This window comes from Thiomicrolovo immobilis (genome assembly GCF_039645955.1).
Classification (GTDB): Bacteria; Campylobacterota; Campylobacteria; order Campylobacterales; family Sulfurimonadaceae; genus Thiomicrolovo; species Thiomicrolovo diazotrophicus.
Genome location: NZ_CP147916.1, coordinates 2,313,412 through 2,330,758, shown reverse-complemented (window position 1 = coordinate 2,330,758; position 17,347 = coordinate 2,313,412). Strand labels below are relative to the sequence as shown.

At 57.0% G+C, this 17,347-nt stretch carries 21 protein-coding genes; all 21 read left to right on the top strand.

The genetic code is table 11. The features are described 5' to 3' along the window. The first annotated feature begins 37 nt into the window (after positions 1–37). The 21 genes from WCX72_RS12010 (at position 38) to WCX72_RS11910 (ending at position 17,251) form a co-directional block, all read left to right on the top strand. Complete coding sequence (locus WCX72_RS12010) at positions 38–1,690, top strand: hypothetical protein (RefSeq protein ID WP_345969978.1); 1,653 nt, start codon at positions 38–40, stop codon at positions 1,688–1,690. Between the two features lie 143 nt (positions 1,691–1,833). Beyond that, positions 1,834–3,540 (top strand): hypothetical protein, encoded by a 1,707-nt coding sequence (locus WCX72_RS12005; protein ID WP_345969977.1) that lies wholly within the window; start codon positions 1,834–1,836, stop codon positions 3,538–3,540. Between the two features lie 220 nt (positions 3,541–3,760). After that, complete coding sequence (locus WCX72_RS12000; protein ID WP_345969976.1) at positions 3,761–4,759, top strand: RDD family protein; 999 nt, start codon at positions 3,761–3,763, stop codon at positions 4,757–4,759. A 281-nt stretch (positions 4,760–5,040) separates the two neighbouring features. Beyond that, positions 5,041–5,154, top strand: a complete 114-nt coding sequence (gene rpmJ, locus WCX72_RS11995) for a 50S ribosomal protein L36 (protein ID WP_231019314.1) — start codon at positions 5,041–5,043, stop codon at positions 5,152–5,154. Between the two features lie 2 nt (positions 5,155–5,156). Continuing rightward, positions 5,157–5,519 carry a 30S ribosomal protein S13 gene (gene rpsM / locus WCX72_RS11990; protein WP_345969975.1) on the top strand — a complete coding sequence of 121 codons (363 nt, stop codon included), beginning with the start codon at positions 5,157–5,159 and terminating at the stop codon, positions 5,517–5,519. Between the two features lie 11 nt (positions 5,520–5,530). Further along, positions 5,531–5,923 (top strand): 30S ribosomal protein S11, encoded by a 393-nt coding sequence (gene rpsK, locus WCX72_RS11985; RefSeq protein ID WP_231019312.1) that lies wholly within the window; start codon positions 5,531–5,533, stop codon positions 5,921–5,923. Positions 5,924–5,934: 11 nt separating this feature from the next. Further along, positions 5,935–6,561, top strand: coding sequence for a 30S ribosomal protein S4 (gene rpsD, locus WCX72_RS11980; RefSeq protein ID WP_345969974.1), 627 nt, complete (start codon positions 5,935–5,937; stop codon positions 6,559–6,561). A 21-nt stretch (positions 6,562–6,582) separates the two neighbouring features. Beyond that, the gene (locus WCX72_RS11975) at positions 6,583–7,575 is read left to right on the top strand and encodes a DNA-directed RNA polymerase subunit alpha (protein WP_231019310.1); all 993 of its coding nucleotides are present in this window, start codon (positions 6,583–6,585) and stop codon (positions 7,573–7,575) included. Positions 7,576–7,584: 9 nt separating this feature from the next. Continuing rightward, positions 7,585–7,935 carry a 50S ribosomal protein L17 gene (rplQ, locus tag WCX72_RS11970; RefSeq protein ID WP_345969973.1) on the top strand — a complete coding sequence of 117 codons (351 nt, stop codon included), beginning with the start codon at positions 7,585–7,587 and terminating at the stop codon, positions 7,933–7,935. A 114-nt stretch (positions 7,936–8,049) separates the two neighbouring features. Then, the gene (locus WCX72_RS11965) at positions 8,050–8,508 is read left to right on the top strand and encodes a DoxX family protein (protein ID WP_345969972.1); all 459 of its coding nucleotides are present in this window, start codon (positions 8,050–8,052) and stop codon (positions 8,506–8,508) included. Further along, a complete protein-coding gene (locus WCX72_RS11960) occupies positions 8,509–10,257 on the top strand; it encodes an FMN-binding glutamate synthase family protein (RefSeq protein ID WP_345969971.1) in 1,749 nt (582 codons plus the stop codon). Between the two features lie 102 nt (positions 10,258–10,359). Continuing rightward, positions 10,360–11,586 (top strand): aldo/keto reductase, encoded by a 1,227-nt coding sequence (locus WCX72_RS11955; RefSeq protein ID WP_345969970.1) that lies wholly within the window; start codon positions 10,360–10,362, stop codon positions 11,584–11,586. Positions 11,587–11,688: 102 nt separating this feature from the next. Continuing rightward, positions 11,689–11,964, top strand: a complete 276-nt coding sequence (locus WCX72_RS11950; protein WP_345969969.1) for a NifU family protein — start codon at positions 11,689–11,691, stop codon at positions 11,962–11,964. 88 nt (positions 11,965–12,052) lie between these two features. Beyond that, the gene (locus tag WCX72_RS11945) at positions 12,053–12,655 is read left to right on the top strand and encodes a hypothetical protein (protein WP_231019302.1); all 603 of its coding nucleotides are present in this window, start codon (positions 12,053–12,055) and stop codon (positions 12,653–12,655) included. Beyond that, entirely contained in the window at positions 12,636–13,931 is a 1,296-nt protein-coding gene (locus tag WCX72_RS11940; RefSeq protein WP_345969968.1) for a UDP-N-acetylmuramoyl-L-alanyl-D-glutamate--2,6-diaminopimelate ligase, read from the top strand. Before WCX72_RS11945 ends, WCX72_RS11940 begins: the two co-directional genes overlap by 20 nt. 29 nt (positions 13,932–13,960) lie before the next feature. Continuing rightward, the gene (locus WCX72_RS11935; protein ID WP_345969967.1) at positions 13,961–14,524 is read left to right on the top strand and encodes an outer membrane beta-barrel protein; all 564 of its coding nucleotides are present in this window, start codon (positions 13,961–13,963) and stop codon (positions 14,522–14,524) included. 8 nt (positions 14,525–14,532) lie between these two features. Continuing rightward, positions 14,533–15,159 carry an Ig-like domain-containing protein gene (locus WCX72_RS11930; RefSeq protein WP_345969966.1) on the top strand — a complete coding sequence of 209 codons (627 nt, stop codon included), beginning with the start codon at positions 14,533–14,535 and terminating at the stop codon, positions 15,157–15,159. Between the two features lie 118 nt (positions 15,160–15,277). Further along, complete coding sequence (locus WCX72_RS11925; protein ID WP_345969965.1) at positions 15,278–15,652, top strand: (2Fe-2S) ferredoxin domain-containing protein; 375 nt, start codon at positions 15,278–15,280, stop codon at positions 15,650–15,652. 7 nt (positions 15,653–15,659) lie between these two features. After that, positions 15,660–16,025 carry an aspartate 1-decarboxylase gene (gene panD, locus WCX72_RS11920; RefSeq protein ID WP_231019297.1) on the top strand — a complete coding sequence of 122 codons (366 nt, stop codon included), beginning with the start codon at positions 15,660–15,662 and terminating at the stop codon, positions 16,023–16,025. Then, positions 16,025–16,339: a YbaB/EbfC family nucleoid-associated protein gene (locus WCX72_RS11915; RefSeq protein WP_345969964.1), complete on the top strand. Its 315-nt coding sequence runs from the start codon at positions 16,025–16,027 to the stop codon at positions 16,337–16,339. The genes panD and WCX72_RS11915 overlap by 1 nt, the downstream gene beginning before the upstream one ends. Before the next feature lie 66 nt (positions 16,340–16,405). Further along, positions 16,406–17,251: a polyprenyl synthetase family protein gene (locus WCX72_RS11910; RefSeq protein WP_345969963.1), complete on the top strand. Its 846-nt coding sequence runs from the start codon at positions 16,406–16,408 to the stop codon at positions 17,249–17,251. Positions 17,252–17,347: the final 96 nt, after the last annotated feature.

Sequence of the window (17,347 nt, the reverse complement as noted above, 5' to 3'; positions counted from 1 at the left end):
TGTAGTTATCGCAGCCGTTTGGCTGGGAGGATGCCAGATGGCGACAACAACCGAGGGTGACAGTGAGGTCGTCGGTGATGTCAGCGGCGGGGGAACGACCTGGAACGGTACCGTGGCCGATTACACGCTTCTGGCCTGGAACGATCTTGGGATGCACTGTATGGACGGGAAGGATTTTTCCGTCTTCTCCATCCTGCCGCCCTATAACAATCTGAACGCCCAGCTGATCAAGAGGGCAGGGACGTCCGATAAGCATGTGACCGGCGGGGTGACGATTACCTATACCGCCGCCCCGTCGCTGGACGGGAAGTACAACACGACGAGTGTCTATACCGACAGCAATGATCTGAAGACGAACTTTTGGGACTACGTGGGAGCACTCTTCAACGCGACACTTGCACCGGACACGGGCCTGACGGGCAATCATACCCCTGAATTGACCGGACATACATTGAGTTACAACGCGGCGGAGCAGTGGTGGGAGGCGACGGGCCTCCCGATTACCCCGTATAACGACGACGGGAGCAAGAACTACTATCCGATGGTGGATGTGACGGCGAAGGATACGTCGGGGAACGTTCTGGCAACGACAAAGGTCGTGCTGCCGGTCAGTGACGAAATGGACTGCCGCGCCTGCCACGGGTCGACAAGCGGTTACACGGCGGCGATGCCGAATGCGGGCTGGGCCAACGACGCCGACCCGGAGAAAGATTACAAATGGAATATTCTGCGGCTGCATGACCAGGAGCATCCGACGGCGGTGAGCGCCCACCAGTCCGAGCTGCAGGCGGCCGGCTACAACGGATATGACAGTGTCGGCCTGGAGGCAACGGCGCAGAACAACAACCCGGTGCTCTGCGCGACCTGCCACAGCACCAACGCGCTGGGCACGGCGGGGGTAAGCGGGACGAAACCGCTGACGGAGGCGCTGCACTCCCTGCATGCCGAGGTCAAAGATCCGGTGAACGGGTTGAGTCTGAACAGTTCGACGAACCGGGACGCCTGCTACCGCTGCCACCCGGGTGCAGCGACGAAGTGTCTGCGCGGCGCAATGGGCAAGCAGAGCAATATCCAGTGTCAAAGCTGTCACGGCAGCATGAGCGCCGTCGGAACACACGGCCGCAACGGTTGGCTGGAAGAGCCCAACTGCCAGGCCTGCCACCAGGACGGGAAGCGGTATGAGACGGCGGTGACGGATATGCAGACGGGCACGCTGCGTGCGGCGCTCGACACCCGTTTCGCGACGAACCTGAACACGCCGGCGTCTGGGGTGAGCCTCTACCGGTTCAGCACGGGCCACGGAGACATGCAGTGTTCGGCCTGCCACGGTTCGACCCACGCTATCTACCCGAGCGCACATACGGAGGATAATCTCCAGAGCATTGCAGTGCAGGGGCACGAGGGCACCATCGCCGAATGTACGGCCTGCCATGACACGATGCCGAGGACAACGGCTGAAGGGCCGCACGGTATGCACAGCGTCGGCCAGTATTGGGTGAGCGCGCACGAAGGCGTCGCCGAAAGGAACCGCTCCCAGTGTACCGTCTGCCACGGCAGCGACTACCGCGGCAGTTTCCTTTCCAAGACCTTCTCGGCCCGCAGTTTCAGCACCGAGCGTGGAACGAAGACCTTCGCCGCCGGCCACGCAGTCAGCTGCTATGACTGCCACAACGGTCCCGGAGGGGATTGATCTTTCACTCAGAGAGGTGCCGCCCGCGTCGGTCTCCTCTCATAGATTTGTAACCATTCTGGCCACTCCTTTCTGAGAAATCTTCATTCAATCTTCATAACTTTTTTTCATAATAGTCCTCACGTTTGTATAAGGAGGACGGTATGAAAGGCAAAAGAGTACTTGCCGGTGTCGTGTGCGTGGCTTTGGCCTGTGCTATGGTAACGGGGGCCAACGCGAAAAGCGATGGGCACAGAGGCAAAAAAGGCAGAGGTGGAAGCGGCGGTACGAGTACGGCTTCTTATACATTACTGGCCTGGAACGACTTGGGGATGCACTGCATGGACGGGAAGGACTTTTCGGTCTTTTCGATCCTGCCGCCCTACAATACGCTCAATGCGCAGTTGATTATGAAAGCTGACGGCGGTGAAAAGCACGTGACCTCCGGGGTCACTATCACCTATGCATCAGCACCGTCACTGGACGGGAAATACAATACGACGAGCGTCTACGACAACCGTCACAATCTCAAGACGAACTTTTGGGACTACGTGGGCAGACTCTTTCTTGTAAGCCCTGCCCCTGATGTCGGCCTGACGGGCAGCCATACGCCGGAGATGACCGGGCATTCACTACATTACAATGCAGGGGAAAACTGGTGGGAAGCGACGGGGCTGCCGATCACGCCCTATAACGATGACGGCAGCAAGGACTACTACCCGATGATCGACGTAACGGCGAAGGATGCGTCGGGGAACGTGTTGGCGACTACAAAGGTCGTGCTACCGGTCAGCGACGAGATGGACTGCCGCGCCTGTCATGGCAGTGCCAGCGGCTATAGCGAGGCGATGCCTTCATCCGGATGGGAGAACGATGCCGATCCGGAAAAGGATTTCAAATGGAATATTTTGCGGCTGCACGATGAGGAGCATCCGACGGCGGTGAGCGCGCACCAGGCGGAACTACAGGCCGCGGGTTACATGTCTTATGACGATGCGGGGCTCTATACGACGGCCAAGAACGGCAACCCGGTGCTCTGTGCCACCTGCCACAGTACCAATGCCCTGGGGACAGCAGGGGTGAGCGGGACGAAACCGCTGACCGAGGCGCTGCACTCCCTGCATGCCGAGGTCAAAGATCCGGTGAACGGCCAGTCCCTGAACAGCTCGACGAACCGTGACGCCTGTTACCGCTGCCACCCGGGCGCGACGACGAAGTGTCTGCGCGGGGCGATGGGCAAGATCAGCAGTATCCAGTGCCAGAGCTGTCACGGCAGTATGAACGCCGTCGGACAGCACGGCAGGGTCGGTTGGCTGGAAGAGCCTAACTGCCAGGCGTGCCACCAAAACGGCATGCGCTACGATAAGGCCGTCACGGATATGCAGACGGGGACGCTGCGTGCAGCGCTCGACACCCGTTTCGCGACCAATGCCAATACGCCGGCGGCGGGCATCAGCCTTTACCGTTTCAGCGCGGGTCACGGCGAGATGCAGTGTTCGGCCTGCCACGGCTCGACCCATGCCATCTACCCGAGCTCGCATACCGAGGACAACCTTCAGAGTATTGCCGTACAGGGGCATGCGGGGACGATTGCCGAATGTACGGCCTGCCATGAGACGGTACCGGCAACGACCAGCGGCGGTCCGCACGGAATGCACAGCGTCGGACAGTCTTGGGTGGGTGCGCATGAGCATGCCGCCGAAGGCAACTGCGCACAGTGCGCTGTCTGCCACGGCAGCGATTACCGCGGCAGTTTCCTCTCCAAGACCTTCTCGGCGCGCAGCTTCAGCACCGAGGGTGGGACGAAGACCTTCGCCGCCGGCCACGCGGTCAGCTGCTACGACTGCCACAACGGCCCTGGAGGGGATTGATCCCTCCGCGACAAAGGGTGCCTTACCGGCACCCCCTTTCTCATAATACCCCATCACCAAGCCCGCATTGGCAATGTTCTGACGGATATGATATCCGAGATTCTGCTTGACCCTCAGGCGATATGCTGCCAGTCCGCAGCGATTACAGGTAGTGTTGCGGCATAAAGAAATTGAAGTTATTTTTGTTAGAATCTACACATTTTTAGCGGAGGGGAAATGCATGGAGCAGCGCTATGTATCTGTTTGGAACCGGTTTTTGGCGTATTGGATCGATATGATCGTTCTCAACGCATTTTTCGGTCTTTTCTTTGCGTTTCCGCTTCTCTTCGGGTTCGAGTCTTCCGGGATGTCGATTGTACTCGCTGTGACCCTTTCGATCGCCGCGCTGCTTTATATGCCGCTGATGCATGCCTCGGCTTATCAGGGGACCGTCGGAAAGCTGGCGCTGGGGCTGCGGATTGTCGGCCCTGACGGTGGGCGCATCGGTTTTTTAAGGGCGTTTATCCGCGAGATCATCAAAGGTCTGTCGTTTCTCTTCGTCCTGCCGCTTTTTGTCATACTGTTTTCAAAAAAGCGGCATGCATTGCATGACATGGCGGTCGGAAGTTCCGTGCTTGATCGGGATAGCGAGGGTACGGGCAGCTACAAGAGCGCCAGGAACATTGCGACCCTCTTTTTCATCGTGATGCTTCTCTCCAGTATCGGCGGCATGCTCTTTTTCGCCAGTGCGGCAGGGAGCCTGTTGTCGCAGATGGGAAAAATCGTCTCGTCGTCGCAGCCGAATATGCAAACGGGGCTACAGACAGGAGCTACGCATGGGGGTATGAACATGCATGAGGGGAATGTAACGTACCGCATCCGCTACGAATCGCATATGGAGTTCGGCGGCTCACAGTCGGCGCCCGTACCGGCAAGCGCTTCGTCCGGTCAGGGTTCGGATGTGACGCAGCAGCTCTTCGCCCTGGTCAAAGGGGCAACAGACGACGATTACAAAGCGGTGCGTCTCATTGTGAGGGGAGCGGACGTCAATGCCAGGGACGACGAAGGGCGCACACCGCTTTTTTATGCCATGAAGCAGCGGCATATCGAGATAGTCAAGGTGCTGGTCTTCAAAGGTGCGGATACGCGGGCAAAAGATAATAAAGGGGTATCCATCCGGACGTTGGCGAAAAATGACCGCGCGTTGCAAAGGGCGTTGCGCTACGGCAGGGAACAGTAAGTGCCCCTGTAGGGTGAATTTGCCGGCATTCTTAATAATACATTCAGCTTTTTTTAAGTAATATACGCGTCCACTTTACCGTTTTAAACACAAAGCGTTGAGTATTTACATCTGTTTTTTGACAAGGCAGCTGCAAGTATTGGTAGGGTTTGAGTCCCGCCTAAAACGCGTAAAGCGAATCGCTGGTTATCGTGGGCCGTTTCCGCACGGCGGAATGCGGCTGAACCCACTTTTCCCCGGGTGGGGAGAGTGTTTCAATATAAACCAACCAAGGGCATACAATGAAAGTACGTTCTTCCGTCAAGAAGATGTGTGATGACTGCAAAGTCATCAAGCGCAAAGGGATCGTCAGAGTCATCTGCAAGAACCCTAAACATAAACAGAGACAAGGATAAACATGGCACGTATTGCTGGTGTAGACCTTCCTAAGAAAAAACGCGTCGAGTACGGCCTGACCTACATTTTCGGTATCGGCCTTCATACGTCACGCCTGATCCTCGATGCGACTGGCATCGATTACAACAAGCGTGTCTACGAACTCTCCGAAGACGACGTTGCCGCGATCACGAAAGAGATCCGCGAAAAATACATGGTCGAAGGTGACCTGCGCAAACAAGTCGCAATGGACATCAAAGGCCTGATGGACCTCGGTAACTACCGCGGTCTCCGCCACCGTAAGGGACTGCCTTGCCGCGGTCAGAAAACGAAGACAAACGCACGTACCCGCAAAGGGAAGCGTCGTACTGTCGGCGCAGCGTAAGGAGCGATTGAATGGCTAAACGTAAAGTAACTCGTAAAAAAGTTGTCAAGAAGAACATTGCACGCGGTATCGTGCATATTTCTGCATCTTTCAACAACACGCTCGTTACCGTTACCGATGAGATGGGTAACATGATCGCTTGGAGTTCTGCTGGCAGCCTTGGTTTCAAAGGTTCCAAGAAGTCCACTCCGTTCGCAGCGCAGCAGGCGGTAGAAGCCGCTATGGAAAAAGCAATGGTACACGGCATCAAAGAGGTCGGTATCAAGGTTCAGGGTCCGGGTTCCGGCCGTGAAACAGCAGTGAAATCAGTTGGTGCGATCGAAGGTGTTCGCGTCACGTTCATGAAAGACGTTACTCCGCTGCCGCACAACGGTTGCCGCGCGCCGAAACGTCGTAGAGTGTAAGGGGGCTATAGATGGCAAGATACAGAGGTCCAGTAGAAAAGATCGAAAGAAGATTCGGCGTCAGCCTCAACATGAAGGGCGAACGCCGCCTTGCAGGAAAATCTGCACTCGACAAACGTCCTTATGCTCCGGGTCAGCACGGCCAGCGTCGCAAGAAGGTCTCCGAGTACGGTCTGCAGCTCAACGAGAAGCAGAAAGCGAAGTTCATGTACGGTGTTTCCGAGAAGCAGATGCGTTCTCTCTTCGCCGAAGCAAAGCGTCGCGAAGGCAACACCGGTTACAACCTGATCAACCTGCTTGAGCAGCGCCTTGACAACGTTGTCTACCGCATGGGATTCGCGTCCACACGCCGTTTCGCACGCCAGTTCGTTACCCATGGTCACATTCTGGTCGACGGTAAACGTGTCGATATCGCTTCTTACCGTGTCAAACCAGGCCAGAAGGTCGAAATCCGCGAAAAGAGCAAGAACAACGTTCAAGTTGTCCGCGCGATCGAACTGACCAGCCAGACAGGTATGGCTCCGTGGGTCGACGTTGACGGCGAGAAGAAGTTCGGTATCTTTACCCGCCTGCCGGAGCGTGAAGAAGTTGTTATTCCAGTGGAAGAACGTTTCATCGTCGAGCTTTACTCGAAATAATCTTTAATCGAAAGGCGCTTTATGAAAAAGATCAAAACAGCTCCGCTTCTGCCCGAAGAGTTCGTCGTCGAGCAGATCAGCGATACCGAAGCGAATGTCATTGCCTATCCGTTCGAGACAGGCTATGCGGTTTCACTGGCGCACCCGCTGCGCCGGTTCCTGCTGAGCAGCTCGGTAGGCTATGCGCCGATCGCGATCAAGATCGAGGGCGCCAAGCACGAGTTCGACTCCGTGCGCGGTATGCTCGAAGATATTTCTGACTTCATCATCAACCTCAAAAGCATCCGTTTCAAACTGAAAAACGATGCCAAAGAGGCGACGATCGATTATAGCTTCGTCGGACCGTGCGAGATCAAAGGAAGCGATCTGATCAATGACGACGTTGACGTTGTCACACCGGACGCTTTCCTCGCGACGCTCAACGAAGACGCGACGCTGAACTTCTCGTTGAAGATCTTCCAGGGGATCGGTTACGTTCCGAGTGAAGACATCCGCGACGAGATCGAAGAGGGCTACATCGCCCTTGACGCGTTCTTTACGCCGGTCCGCAAAGCGACCTACGCGATCCAGAACGTCCTCGTTGAAGACAACCCGAACTTTGAGAAGGTTGTCCTGAACATCGTCACCGACGGTCAGATCAGCCCGCTGGACGCTTTCCGCAACGCCCTGAACGTCATGCATGCGCAGATGGCGGTCTTCAGCAGCGAGATCAGCATCCAGTCCCCGGCAACGATCGAACGCGCCGAAGCATCCGAAGAGATCGGCAAGCTGACGGCACCGATCGAAGAGCTCGGCCTTTCCGCACGCAGCTTCAACTGCCTGGATCGCGCCGACCTGAAGTACATCGGTGAAATCGTCCTGATGAGCCAGAATGACCTTAAAAACGTCAAGAACCTTGGCAAAAAATCGTATGACGAGATCGTTGAAAAGCTCGAAGAAGCCGGCTTCCAGGTCGGTCAGGAGATGAGCGATGAAACGATCAGCGTACTGAAAAAGAAAATTGAATCTGAATAAGGAACTGTCATGAGACATCGTCACGGATACCGCAAGCTCGGTCGTACGAGCGCACACCGCGCCGCCCTGCTGAAAAACATGAGCATTGCGTTGATCGAAAACGGAAAAATCGAAACGACGCTGCCGAAAGCGAAAGAGCTCCGCTCTTACGTTGAGAAGCTGATCACGACGGCACGCAAAGGTGACGCCAACGCGCACCGCGCCGTCTTCGCTTCCCTGCAGAGCAAAGAAGCGGTCAAAAAACTGATGAACGAAGTTGCACCGGAATACAAAGAGCGCAACGGCGGCTACACCCGCATCATCAAGACCAGAACACGCCGCGGCGACGCGGCTCCGATGGCTTTCGTCGAGCTGGTATAACTGCATCACGAGGGGGCTCCCCCTTCGTACCTCCCCCTTTTTTTCACCGATTTCTTTCTCTATCTTCTTCATTCCCGTTAATGGGCTGTTTTTGAATTTGGCTACAATGGTTGCATGACACCCGAAGGAGTCGTGATGCGGTTCGGTAAGTTCTATGGCGAGTTTTCGCGGTTGGGCGAATACGGCGGCAGCCTTTTTCTGCTCGCTGCCCGTTGGGCGGTCGCCGTCGGTTTCACGGAGGCGGCCCACCTCAAATGGGAGGCGATCGATGCGACGGCGGAGTGGTTCGGGGTACTGGGGTACCCGTTCCCGCTTTTCACCGCCTACCTCGTCTCCTCCATCGAAGTGACGGGTGTCGTCCTGCTGGCTTTGGGGCTGCTGACCCGCCTCATCGCCGTGCCGCTGATGGTCATCATGGTAACGGCAATCCTGACGGTACACCTTCCCAACGGCTTTGAGTGCAGCAAAAACGGTTTCGAAATCCCGCTCTATTATTTCATTTTCCTTGGTCTTTTCCTCAGCCATGGACCCGGAAAATACAGCCTGGACCACCTGATTTTCAAAGGAAATTAGATGGATCAGCTCCTTGATTTCATCCACGGCGAATACTCCTTCCCCATAATGGCTTTCCTGCTGCAGGGCAGCGGTGCGGTGTTGCTGCTGCTGGCCCTGATGACGCTGGTCTACGACCGCTATATCCAGCGCGAAAACCAGTTGCTTATCAACTACCCCCTTGTCGGGCGGCTGCGTTATGTCTTTTACGCCCTGCGTGATCCTATGCGCCAGTACTTCGGGGACGAAGATTTTTTCGACTCTTTCGATAAGGTCAAATGGGTCTATAACGCGGCAGAGAACAAGGGGCTCGTCTCCTCCTTCTCGCCGGGGCAGCCGCTGCACGGAACGCGTCTGACGCTCAAAAACGCCAATCTCGTCCTGAACAAAGAGGAGGTGACGGAACATCTCAACGTGACTTTCGGCAGCAGTGTCCGTTTTCCCTTTACCGCGGCATCGGTCGTGGGACGATCGGCGATGAGCGACGGTGCCATCTCGCCGGAGGGGACGAAGGCGTTCGCCTGGGGAGCGTTTCTGGGCAACTTCCCCATCAATACGGGTGAGGGGTCGCTAACGTCGAACTTTCTGATGACACACCGCTTTGATCCGAAAAACTGCGGCTACATGGAGGCGGAGCGGGGGACCGTCTTTGCCCGGAGCATCTACCGTCTGATGCGCATGGTCGTCAATCCGGCTATCGCCGAGCGGGTCTACCGCCATATGATCCTTGCACCGAAGGAGGAGGAGACCTATCTTTTCGACCCCGTGTCACTTAACTGCTACCGCATCGACTGGAGAGCACCGATGGAGGCGTTTCCCGAGACCGTGCCGGGGGACCTGCCCGATATTATTTTCCAGATGGGGAGCGGCCTGTACGGGGTGCGGGATGACGAGGGGGAATTCGATCCCGAACGGTACCGAAAGGTGATGCGTTTTTGCCGGATGACGGAGATCAAGCTCGCCCAGGGGGCGAAACAGACGGGAGGGAAGCTCCTGGCGGAGAAAGTGACCGACGCGATCGCCTATTACCGCGGCGTGGAGCCCTATAAAGACATCTTCAGCCCGAACCGTTTCCCCTATGCCCATACGCTCGAGGAGCTCTTCGATTTCGTCGGAGAACTCAAGCGGCTGTCGGAGAAACCGGTCGGGATCAAGATCGTATTGGCTTCCGCCGAGGCATTCGCACCGTACGCGGCACTGATCGAGGTACGGCTGGCGGCTGGATCCGACGCCTATCCCGATTTTATCACCGTTGACGGCGCGGACGGGGGCAGCGGCGCCGCGCCGCTGGCAATGATGATGAGCGTCGGGATGACCCTGCACAAGGCGCTCTACGTCGTCGATCGGGACCTGAAACGGATCGGTGCCCGGCAAAAGGTGAAGATCATTGCCAGCGAAAAAGTGCTGACGCCGGATGACGCGACCCTGCTGCTGGCCCTCGGTGCGGACTATGTCGGCATCGCGCGGGCCTTTATGATGACGGCAGGCTGTATCCGCGCCCGGGAGTGTTCGGGGGCCAACGGGCGACACTGCCCGGTGGGGCTGGCGACCCAGGACCGGAAAAAGCGGGCCTCCTTCCTCATCGCGCAAAAGGCGCACCGGGTGGCCAATTACCACCGTCATATGCTCGAGGGGATCCGGGGGCTGATGGCCGTGATGGGTGTTCGAACGCGCGAAGAGCTCGATCATACACGGCTGAGCGTAAGAGACGGCGATGGCGGACGGAACCGTGACGTCGATGCCTATTTCGAGGCGGCCGTCGCCGGATAGGCAGGAAAGGCTAAAGGGGGCTATGGCATGCTTCGCTTATGAAAAGCATGGGCATCGCCTCTCCCGTTGTGGGGAGCGTCGGGTGCCGATAAGGGAGAAAAGATGGCGGAGATCGGTTTCGGCACCTACCGTGTCAGCGACGAAAACCCCGAACATATCGAGGCATTGCGGATGGCGGTCACGTCGGGTATCAGGGTCATTGACACCTCGACCAACTACATGGACGGCGGGGCGGAACGCGCGATCGCAAAGGCGCTGCGTTTTATGGAGGACGACGCGCGGGAGAAGGTGCAGATCGTCAGCAAATTCGGCTATATCCAGGGGAGCACGATGGCGCGCCTGGAAGCAGGAGAGCAGTTCGAGGAGGTCGTCGAATACGCCCCGCACGTTTTTCACTGCATCCATCCCGATTTCATGTGGGACCAGTTGGAGCGTTCGCTGGAACGGCTGCAGGCCGCGTCGCTGGAGTGTTATCTGATCCACAACCCGGAGTATTTCCTGCTGGATGCCCTCAACAGAGGACGGGAGCGTAGCGAAGTGCTCGATGAGATGAACGACCGTATCTACCGGGCCTTTGTGGCGCTGGAAAAAGCTGCGGCCACCGGAAAGATCGACGGTTACGGCATCAGTTCGAACAGCTTCGCGAAAGCAGCGACAGATCCGGAGTTCCTCCCCTACGAGGATCTGGTGGCCCTGGCAATCCATGCCGCGGAAAGCGCTGGCAATACCCAAAACCACTTTACAACGGTGCAGTTGCCGGTCAACCTGCTGGAGACGGAGGGGCTTAAGTGCGCGGCGTGGGCCAGGGAACACGGGCTTCGGGTATTGACGAACCGTCCCTTGAACGCCCAGCACGGGCAGCAGATGTTCCGGCTGGCAGAGTACCCTCCGTCACCGACATACGAAGCATATCTCAACGAACTGCTGCAGCTCTGTGATCATGAGGCGCTGGCATCGTTGCGGAACCTGGTCCACCAGCTCGACGAGGTCAAACACCGCTTCGGCTGGGTCGGCGAATACGAGTCGTTCCTCTATGGCCAGGTGTTGCCGCATATCCGGCAGGTGCTTGAAAAACTCGGCGAGGCCGAACGCGGTGCACTGGCACAGCAGCTGGTGCTCTTCCTGGAGTCCTACGGCGCTGCCGTCGCCCATGAGTGCAGTCTGAAAGTGCGCGAGGCGGTCGGTACGCAACTGGAGGCGTGTGACCGTCCGCTGCAGGAGTGCGCGCTGGCGTTTTTGCTGGCGCGGCCGGAAATCGACGTCGTGCTGCTGGGGATGCGCAAACCGCGCTATGTCGCCCAGACACTGGCGGCCTTCCCCGCAGGCTGAGGAATCGCCGCGTCCCTGTTAAATTTATGACTTGTTAAGCGCATTTTTCCTATTTTATGATCATAAAAATGTCGACAGGTGTCGAAAAAAGGACAATCACATATGATCCCGTTTACAGATGAAGAACTGTACGAGCCGGTGAAGAACGTCATCGAAAAAGTCCGCCCCTCTCTGGCGCTGGACGGCGGTGATATCAAACTGCTGGGCGTCAAGAACGGCGTGGTCTACGTACAGCTCGGCGGGGCCTGCGTCGGGTGCGGGAGTTCGGGCAATACCCTAAAATACGGTGTCGAACGCCAGCTGCGCATGGATATCCACCCGGAACTCTCTGTCGTTAACCTGCCGATGGGCATGGAAAACCAGATGGACGCCGTATAGGCGTCCGCCGTGAGATAACAAAAAATACGTTATAATAGATTATCTCTTAGAGAGAGAAATGCATACGATTTTTGAAAGAAGGAAGAGCATGAAACCAGTCAACAAATATAAAACGCTTGCCCTTGCTAACGAAAGTTTCAATCAGGAAAATTATGAAGAGGCGCTGCGCCAGTATGCGCAGGTGCTCCAGGATTATCCCGAGTCCAAAGAGGCCTTTAACGGGGCGATCCTCGCGGAGATGGCGATGAGCGGCGAAGAGGCGGCAGAGGCGCTGTTCGATTACTACGAAGTGCTGCGCGAAGAGGATGCGGAGCAGGCCGATACAGTCATCTCCGAGATCCTGCAGACGATGGACGGGACGGTGGAACAGCTCACCTCTCTTTTTTCCGAGCCGCTGCGCCACCGCCTGGATTACGAAGACGGGATCCTCTACGATGATTTCCGCCAGCTGGTCAAAGAGCAGGGCGATTTTAAAACGATTTTCGAGAACATCATGTTCTCCACACGGGTGCTTATTACCGAAAAAGAGGAGTTCATCGACTTCCTCAGCCAGCTGAACCGCCACGGATACCACAAAATGGCGATGAACTACATCGAGACGGCGCTCTCCATGTACCCCAACGACGATCAACTGCGCGCCCTGCTGCGCGACATTCTGAAGAGCCGACCGGTTGAAGATAGCGCTTCCTGATCAGCCGTTCCGTTATGTGACGGAAAACTCCGCAGAGTGCGACGCCGAAACAGCGTTCGTCCTCACGGGCCTCAACCGCCGCTACCTTGACGATGCCAAGGCACGCGGTGCCCACTCCATCATTTCACCGTCAGATGTCGCTCCTCTCTTCGGACTTGACCGCATCAACGTGATCGGGATTACCGGCACCAACGGCAAGACGACGACGGCGAGCGCCATCTACTCCATCCTGTTGGACCTCGGTCACAAAGCCGCCATGCAGGGGACCCGCGGTTTTTTCATGAACGACACCGTCGTGGAGGGCAAAAGTCTGACGACGCCGACGCTGCTGGAGACCTATCGCCACATCTACCAGGCGGTGGCAGCAGGGTGCGAATACTTCGTCATGGAAGTGAGCTCCCACGCGATCGTCCAGGCGCGGGCAGAGGGGATCGATTTCGCCCTGAAGATCCTCACCAATATCACCCAGGACCATCTCGACTACCATGAGACGCTCGAGGAGTACGTCCGTGTCAAGAACAGCTTTTTCGCCGACGAAGGGAAAAAGCTGATCAACAAGGACGAGGTGAAGGCGGATTTCAACATCAAAAACGCTTTTACCTACGGGGCAGAGAACCCGGCGACCTATAAGGTGGTGGCCTATTCGCTCAATGACGGCATCAGCGCCGTTGTGCAGCACTTCGGCAAGATCCACACCTTCCACAGCCCGATGCACGGATTCTTCAACGTCTACAACCTCACCGCAGCCGTGGCGGCGGTCCACCTCGTTACCGGCGACGATCTCGAAGCCGTGTGCGACGCGGTCGGCGGTTTTGCCGGGGTGAGCGGACGGATGGAAGTGGTGAGCGAATCTCCTTTGGTTATCGTCGATTTCGCCCACACTCCGGACGGTATGGCGCAGGTCCTCAATGCCCTCAAAGAGAAGGAGATGCTGGTCGTCTTCGGGGCGGGGGGCGACCGCGACCGCTCCAAACGTCCGCTGATGGGACGGGTGGCGGAGAACCTCGCCAAGAAGGTCTTCGTCACCAGCGACAACCCCCGCAGCGAGGACCCCGATGCGATCATCGCGGACATCCTGGGCGGCATGACCTATCCGGAGAAGGCCGTGGTCGAACCAAACCGCAAAGCGGCGATTGCCATGGCGCTGAGTGCGCGCAGCGGCGACGAGGTCGTCGTCGTGCTCGGCAAGGGCGACGAACAGTATCAGATCATCTACGACAAGCAGTTTCCTTTTGACGATCGCGAGGTCATTCGTTCTCTGTTAAGTGAGGTTTGACTATCATTACGGTTAAAAAAGGCGGTAGGGTGAAACGGTTTATTGTCATTATGGCGCTGTGCCTCGGAGTGCTGCATGCCGAAGCGACGCTGCATGTCGGTCTCGGAGGGATTGCGGGGAGCGAAAATTTCCGTGTCAAGAACCCCGGAACGTCCGACCGTAAAACGTCGGCAACGCTGCAGGGCGTCCAGTTGAAGCTCGGGTACGGAAGTATCCGCTCCTACGCGGTCGAACTGGACCTGGGCTACGGCCGTTACGATAAGAACATTTTCTCCGAGCGCGACAGCGATTACGTCTATTTCGATATCAGCCTGATCAAGGCTTTCGATTTAGAATGGGGCTTCTACCCCTTCTTCAAACTCGGGTTTGGCACAGGAGAACTCGAGGTGCGCCGCACGGTGACGAAGTCGGTGAGTTCGGGCAGCTTCTTCGCCGGGCTGGGGGGCTACCTTCCCCTGGGGGCGGGTTTCGACCTTGAAGCCTCCGTGATTTACCGGGGGAAAAGCTGGGAAGACCTCGATATGATCAGCAACCAGACGGAGACGACGTCGTCGATCTTTGAGCCATACATCGGCATCAACTACCGTTTTTAGGAGAGGGCATGTATAGAGGGATTCTTTTGGGGACGCTACTGCTGCTGTCGGGATGCGGGGAGAACAGCAACACCCCGCTTGCCGGTGACATCGCTTCGCTTGCCGTGGAGGCGAATGCCACGACGTTTTATGCCACACAGAAAGTGCAGATGAGCGCCGTAGCGTCCTATACGAACGGCGTACCGGACAGCAACGCGACGGAGTTCGTCGAGTGGAGTGAATCAAACAGCTCCATCGCCTTTTTCAGTACAACAGATGCGGCGAGCAGCCCGGGGCTGCTGAGCGGCGGCGAATTCGGCGGAGACGTGGAGATCACGGGCAGCTACAAGCAGTTCTTCGACACCGCCGTTGTCCATGTCCATGCCCTCGCATCGGTCACCCTCTCCATCGAGAATAACGATACGAACCTTTCGCAGGAACAGACGTTGCAACTCAAGGCGCTGGGAACTTTTGATGATAACACGACGCTGGATGTGACCGAGAGCATGACATGGATTCTGGGCAACGCCGGGGAGAGCAACGCGACCCTGGAGCAGAATGGTACCCTCTACACGGGGGATGCCAACGGCACCCTCGATATCAACGTGACGCGCTACGACGTCAACGCATCGCTGACGGTCACCGTCACGCCGTAAGCAGCGCCAATGGCGTTGTCTTAAGCCTTCCCACTAACTTTTTCGCTAAATTCGGCCGGCTTGACCGTTGGCTATAATACGCGAGTTTTTTCAAATTCTATTCGAAACGGAGAATACCATGGGTGTACCACAGCCGGCTTTTTATATTTTCAAATGCGAGCAATCCTCTCCCCCGGGAATGCCGAAACCGTCATGCGTGAACCCGCAGACACAGGACCTTTTCCAGCATTTAGCAGGGACTTTGATGCAAAAGGGTATAATTGCGACTGTACAACCGGTACGTACAGCGTGTCTGAACCGCTGTAATGCCGGGCCGGTCATGCTGGTCGAACCGGGACACTTTATGTATTACGGTTTGACCAAAGACAAGATCGACCGCATCATCGATGAACACATCATCGGAGGGACGCCGGTCGCAGAATACATTATTCCGGACGAACTGTGGGACGCACCGATCTCGCCGGAAGCAATGCAGCAGCAGATGGGAAGATAAAACATACATGACGATCGAAATGCTTTACAGCAAAATTCACCGTGCCACCGTCACGGATGCGAACCTCAACTACGTCGGTTCCATCACGATTGACGAGGAACTCCTTGAGGCCTCCGCCATGCGGGTCGGCCAGAAAGTGGAGATCCTCAATATCAACAACGGTGAGCGTTTCTCAACCTACATTATCCTCGGTGAACGCGGCAAACGCGACATCTGCCTCAACGGGGCGGCGGCGCGCAAGGTGCACAAAGGGGATAAGGTCATCATCGTCGCCTATGCGACGTATGAAGAGCGTGAGTTGGAAACCTACAAGCCGACTGTCGTCCTCGTTGACGACGACAACGGCATCACGGATGTACTGCACGAGATCTAATGTTTGACAAAATGAACTTCGGCGAGATGGGCAAAATGCTCGAAGAGATGCAGGCGAAGGCCGCCGAATTCGAAGCGGAACTTGCCGAACGTACTTTCACCGTCAAAACGGGCGGGGGCATGGTACGGCTCGAGATGAACGGCAAGGGCGAGGCCGTCGACCTTGAGATCGACGATTCGCTGCTCGAGGACAAAGCCTCGCTGCAGATCCTGCTGATCGCGGCGATCAACGACGCGGTCAAGATGGTCGAAGACAACAAAAAACACTCCGCTATGGGGATGCTCGGCGGCATAAACCCCTTTGCCGGCAACTGACCCGGCATAACCTCCCTTTGTATAAAATCATGTTACCATTTCGCTATTAAACCGCACGGAAGACGTATGGAAGAGTTTGAACGCTTTTTACAGGACAATCTGCCCCGCGCGGAGAGTTTTCACCCCCACTATGACACCGCCCTCTCGCTGATGCTGACCGCCGGAGGCAAGCGCTTCCGCCCGGCGCTGCTGCTGGGGGTGGTGCGCTCGTTCAACCCGCTGCTGATCGATGCGGCCAACCATGCGGCGCTGGCCATCGAGATGCTGCACACCTATTCGCTGATCCACGACGACCTGCCGGCGATGGACGACGCGGACCTGCGCCGCGGTTTCCCGACCCTGCATACCCGCTATGACGAGGTGACGGCGATCCTCGTCGGCGACGCCCTCAACACCCATGCGTTCGAAGTGCTTTCCGAGGCGCCTTTTTCGGACCGGACACGGGTGAAACTGATCAACCTGCTCGCCAAGAACGGCGGCAGTGACGGGATGGTGCTCGGGCAGGCGATCGACTGCACCTTCGAGCATACGAAGCTCGCCCTGGATGAGGTGAAGTTCCTGCATACGAACAAAACGGCGAAGCTGATCGCGTGCGCCCTGCAGATGGGAGCGGTCATTGCCGGCCAGAAGGCGCTCGAAGCGCCGCTGTACGGTTTCGGGATCGACCTGGGACTGCTCTTCCAGATCCAGGACGACATCCTCGACGTGACCCAAACGAGCGAAGAGGCGGGCAAAACGACGAACAACGACGAGGCGAAGAACAGCTTCGTGACCCTCCTGGGCCTTGACGGCGCCATGGCGGAGGCCGACAAGCTGGCCGACGACCTGACCGAACGGCTCAAAAGCTTCGATGAGCGTTTGTATAACGAACTCTCACCGATGCTTTTGAAATATATAAAGCGCCACAAGTGACGTCGGGGCCGCTGCCGAAGCGGACACAGCGTCAGCGTGGTTGCCGGGGCTTTCAAGGAAACATCGCTTTGCGAGCGGTACCCTTGTTTCGCTTCG

Excerpts from the sequence above, each read along its gene's own strand:
- WCX72_RS12010 (WP_345969978.1), top strand. The coding sequence starts at position 38 with ATGGCGACAACAACCGAGGGTGACAGTGAGGTCGTCGGTGATGTCAGC.
- WCX72_RS12005 (WP_345969977.1), top strand. The coding sequence starts at position 1,834 with ATGAAAGGCAAAAGAGTACTTGCCGGTGTCGTGTGCGTGGCTTTGGCC.
- WCX72_RS12000 (WP_345969976.1), top strand. The coding sequence starts at position 3,761 with ATGGAGCAGCGCTATGTATCTGTTTGGAACCGGTTTTTGGCGTATTGG.
- rpmJ (WP_231019314.1), top strand. The coding sequence starts at position 5,041 with ATGAAAGTACGTTCTTCCGTCAAGAAGATGTGTGATGACTGCAAAGTC.
- rpsM (WP_345969975.1), top strand. The coding sequence starts at position 5,157 with ATGGCACGTATTGCTGGTGTAGACCTTCCTAAGAAAAAACGCGTCGAG.
- rpsK (WP_231019312.1), top strand. The coding sequence starts at position 5,531 with ATGGCTAAACGTAAAGTAACTCGTAAAAAAGTTGTCAAGAAGAACATT.
- rpsD (WP_345969974.1), top strand. The coding sequence starts at position 5,935 with ATGGCAAGATACAGAGGTCCAGTAGAAAAGATCGAAAGAAGATTCGGC.
- WCX72_RS11975 (WP_231019310.1), top strand. The coding sequence starts at position 6,583 with ATGAAAAAGATCAAAACAGCTCCGCTTCTGCCCGAAGAGTTCGTCGTC.
- rplQ (WP_345969973.1), top strand. The coding sequence starts at position 7,585 with ATGAGACATCGTCACGGATACCGCAAGCTCGGTCGTACGAGCGCACAC.
- WCX72_RS11965 (WP_345969972.1), top strand. The coding sequence starts at position 8,050 with ATGACACCCGAAGGAGTCGTGATGCGGTTCGGTAAGTTCTATGGCGAG.
- WCX72_RS11960 (WP_345969971.1), top strand. The coding sequence starts at position 8,509 with ATGGATCAGCTCCTTGATTTCATCCACGGCGAATACTCCTTCCCCATA.
- WCX72_RS11955 (WP_345969970.1), top strand. The coding sequence starts at position 10,360 with ATGGCGGAGATCGGTTTCGGCACCTACCGTGTCAGCGACGAAAACCCC.
- WCX72_RS11950 (WP_345969969.1), top strand. The coding sequence starts at position 11,689 with ATGATCCCGTTTACAGATGAAGAACTGTACGAGCCGGTGAAGAACGTC.
- WCX72_RS11945 (WP_231019302.1), top strand. The coding sequence starts at position 12,053 with ATGAAACCAGTCAACAAATATAAAACGCTTGCCCTTGCTAACGAAAGT.
- WCX72_RS11930 (WP_345969966.1), top strand. The coding sequence starts at position 14,533 with ATGTATAGAGGGATTCTTTTGGGGACGCTACTGCTGCTGTCGGGATGC.
- WCX72_RS11925 (WP_345969965.1), top strand. The coding sequence starts at position 15,278 with ATGGGTGTACCACAGCCGGCTTTTTATATTTTCAAATGCGAGCAATCC.
- panD (WP_231019297.1), top strand. The coding sequence starts at position 15,660 with ATGACGATCGAAATGCTTTACAGCAAAATTCACCGTGCCACCGTCACG.
- WCX72_RS11915 (WP_345969964.1), top strand. The coding sequence starts at position 16,025 with ATGTTTGACAAAATGAACTTCGGCGAGATGGGCAAAATGCTCGAAGAG.
- WCX72_RS11910 (WP_345969963.1), top strand. The coding sequence starts at position 16,406 with ATGGAAGAGTTTGAACGCTTTTTACAGGACAATCTGCCCCGCGCGGAG.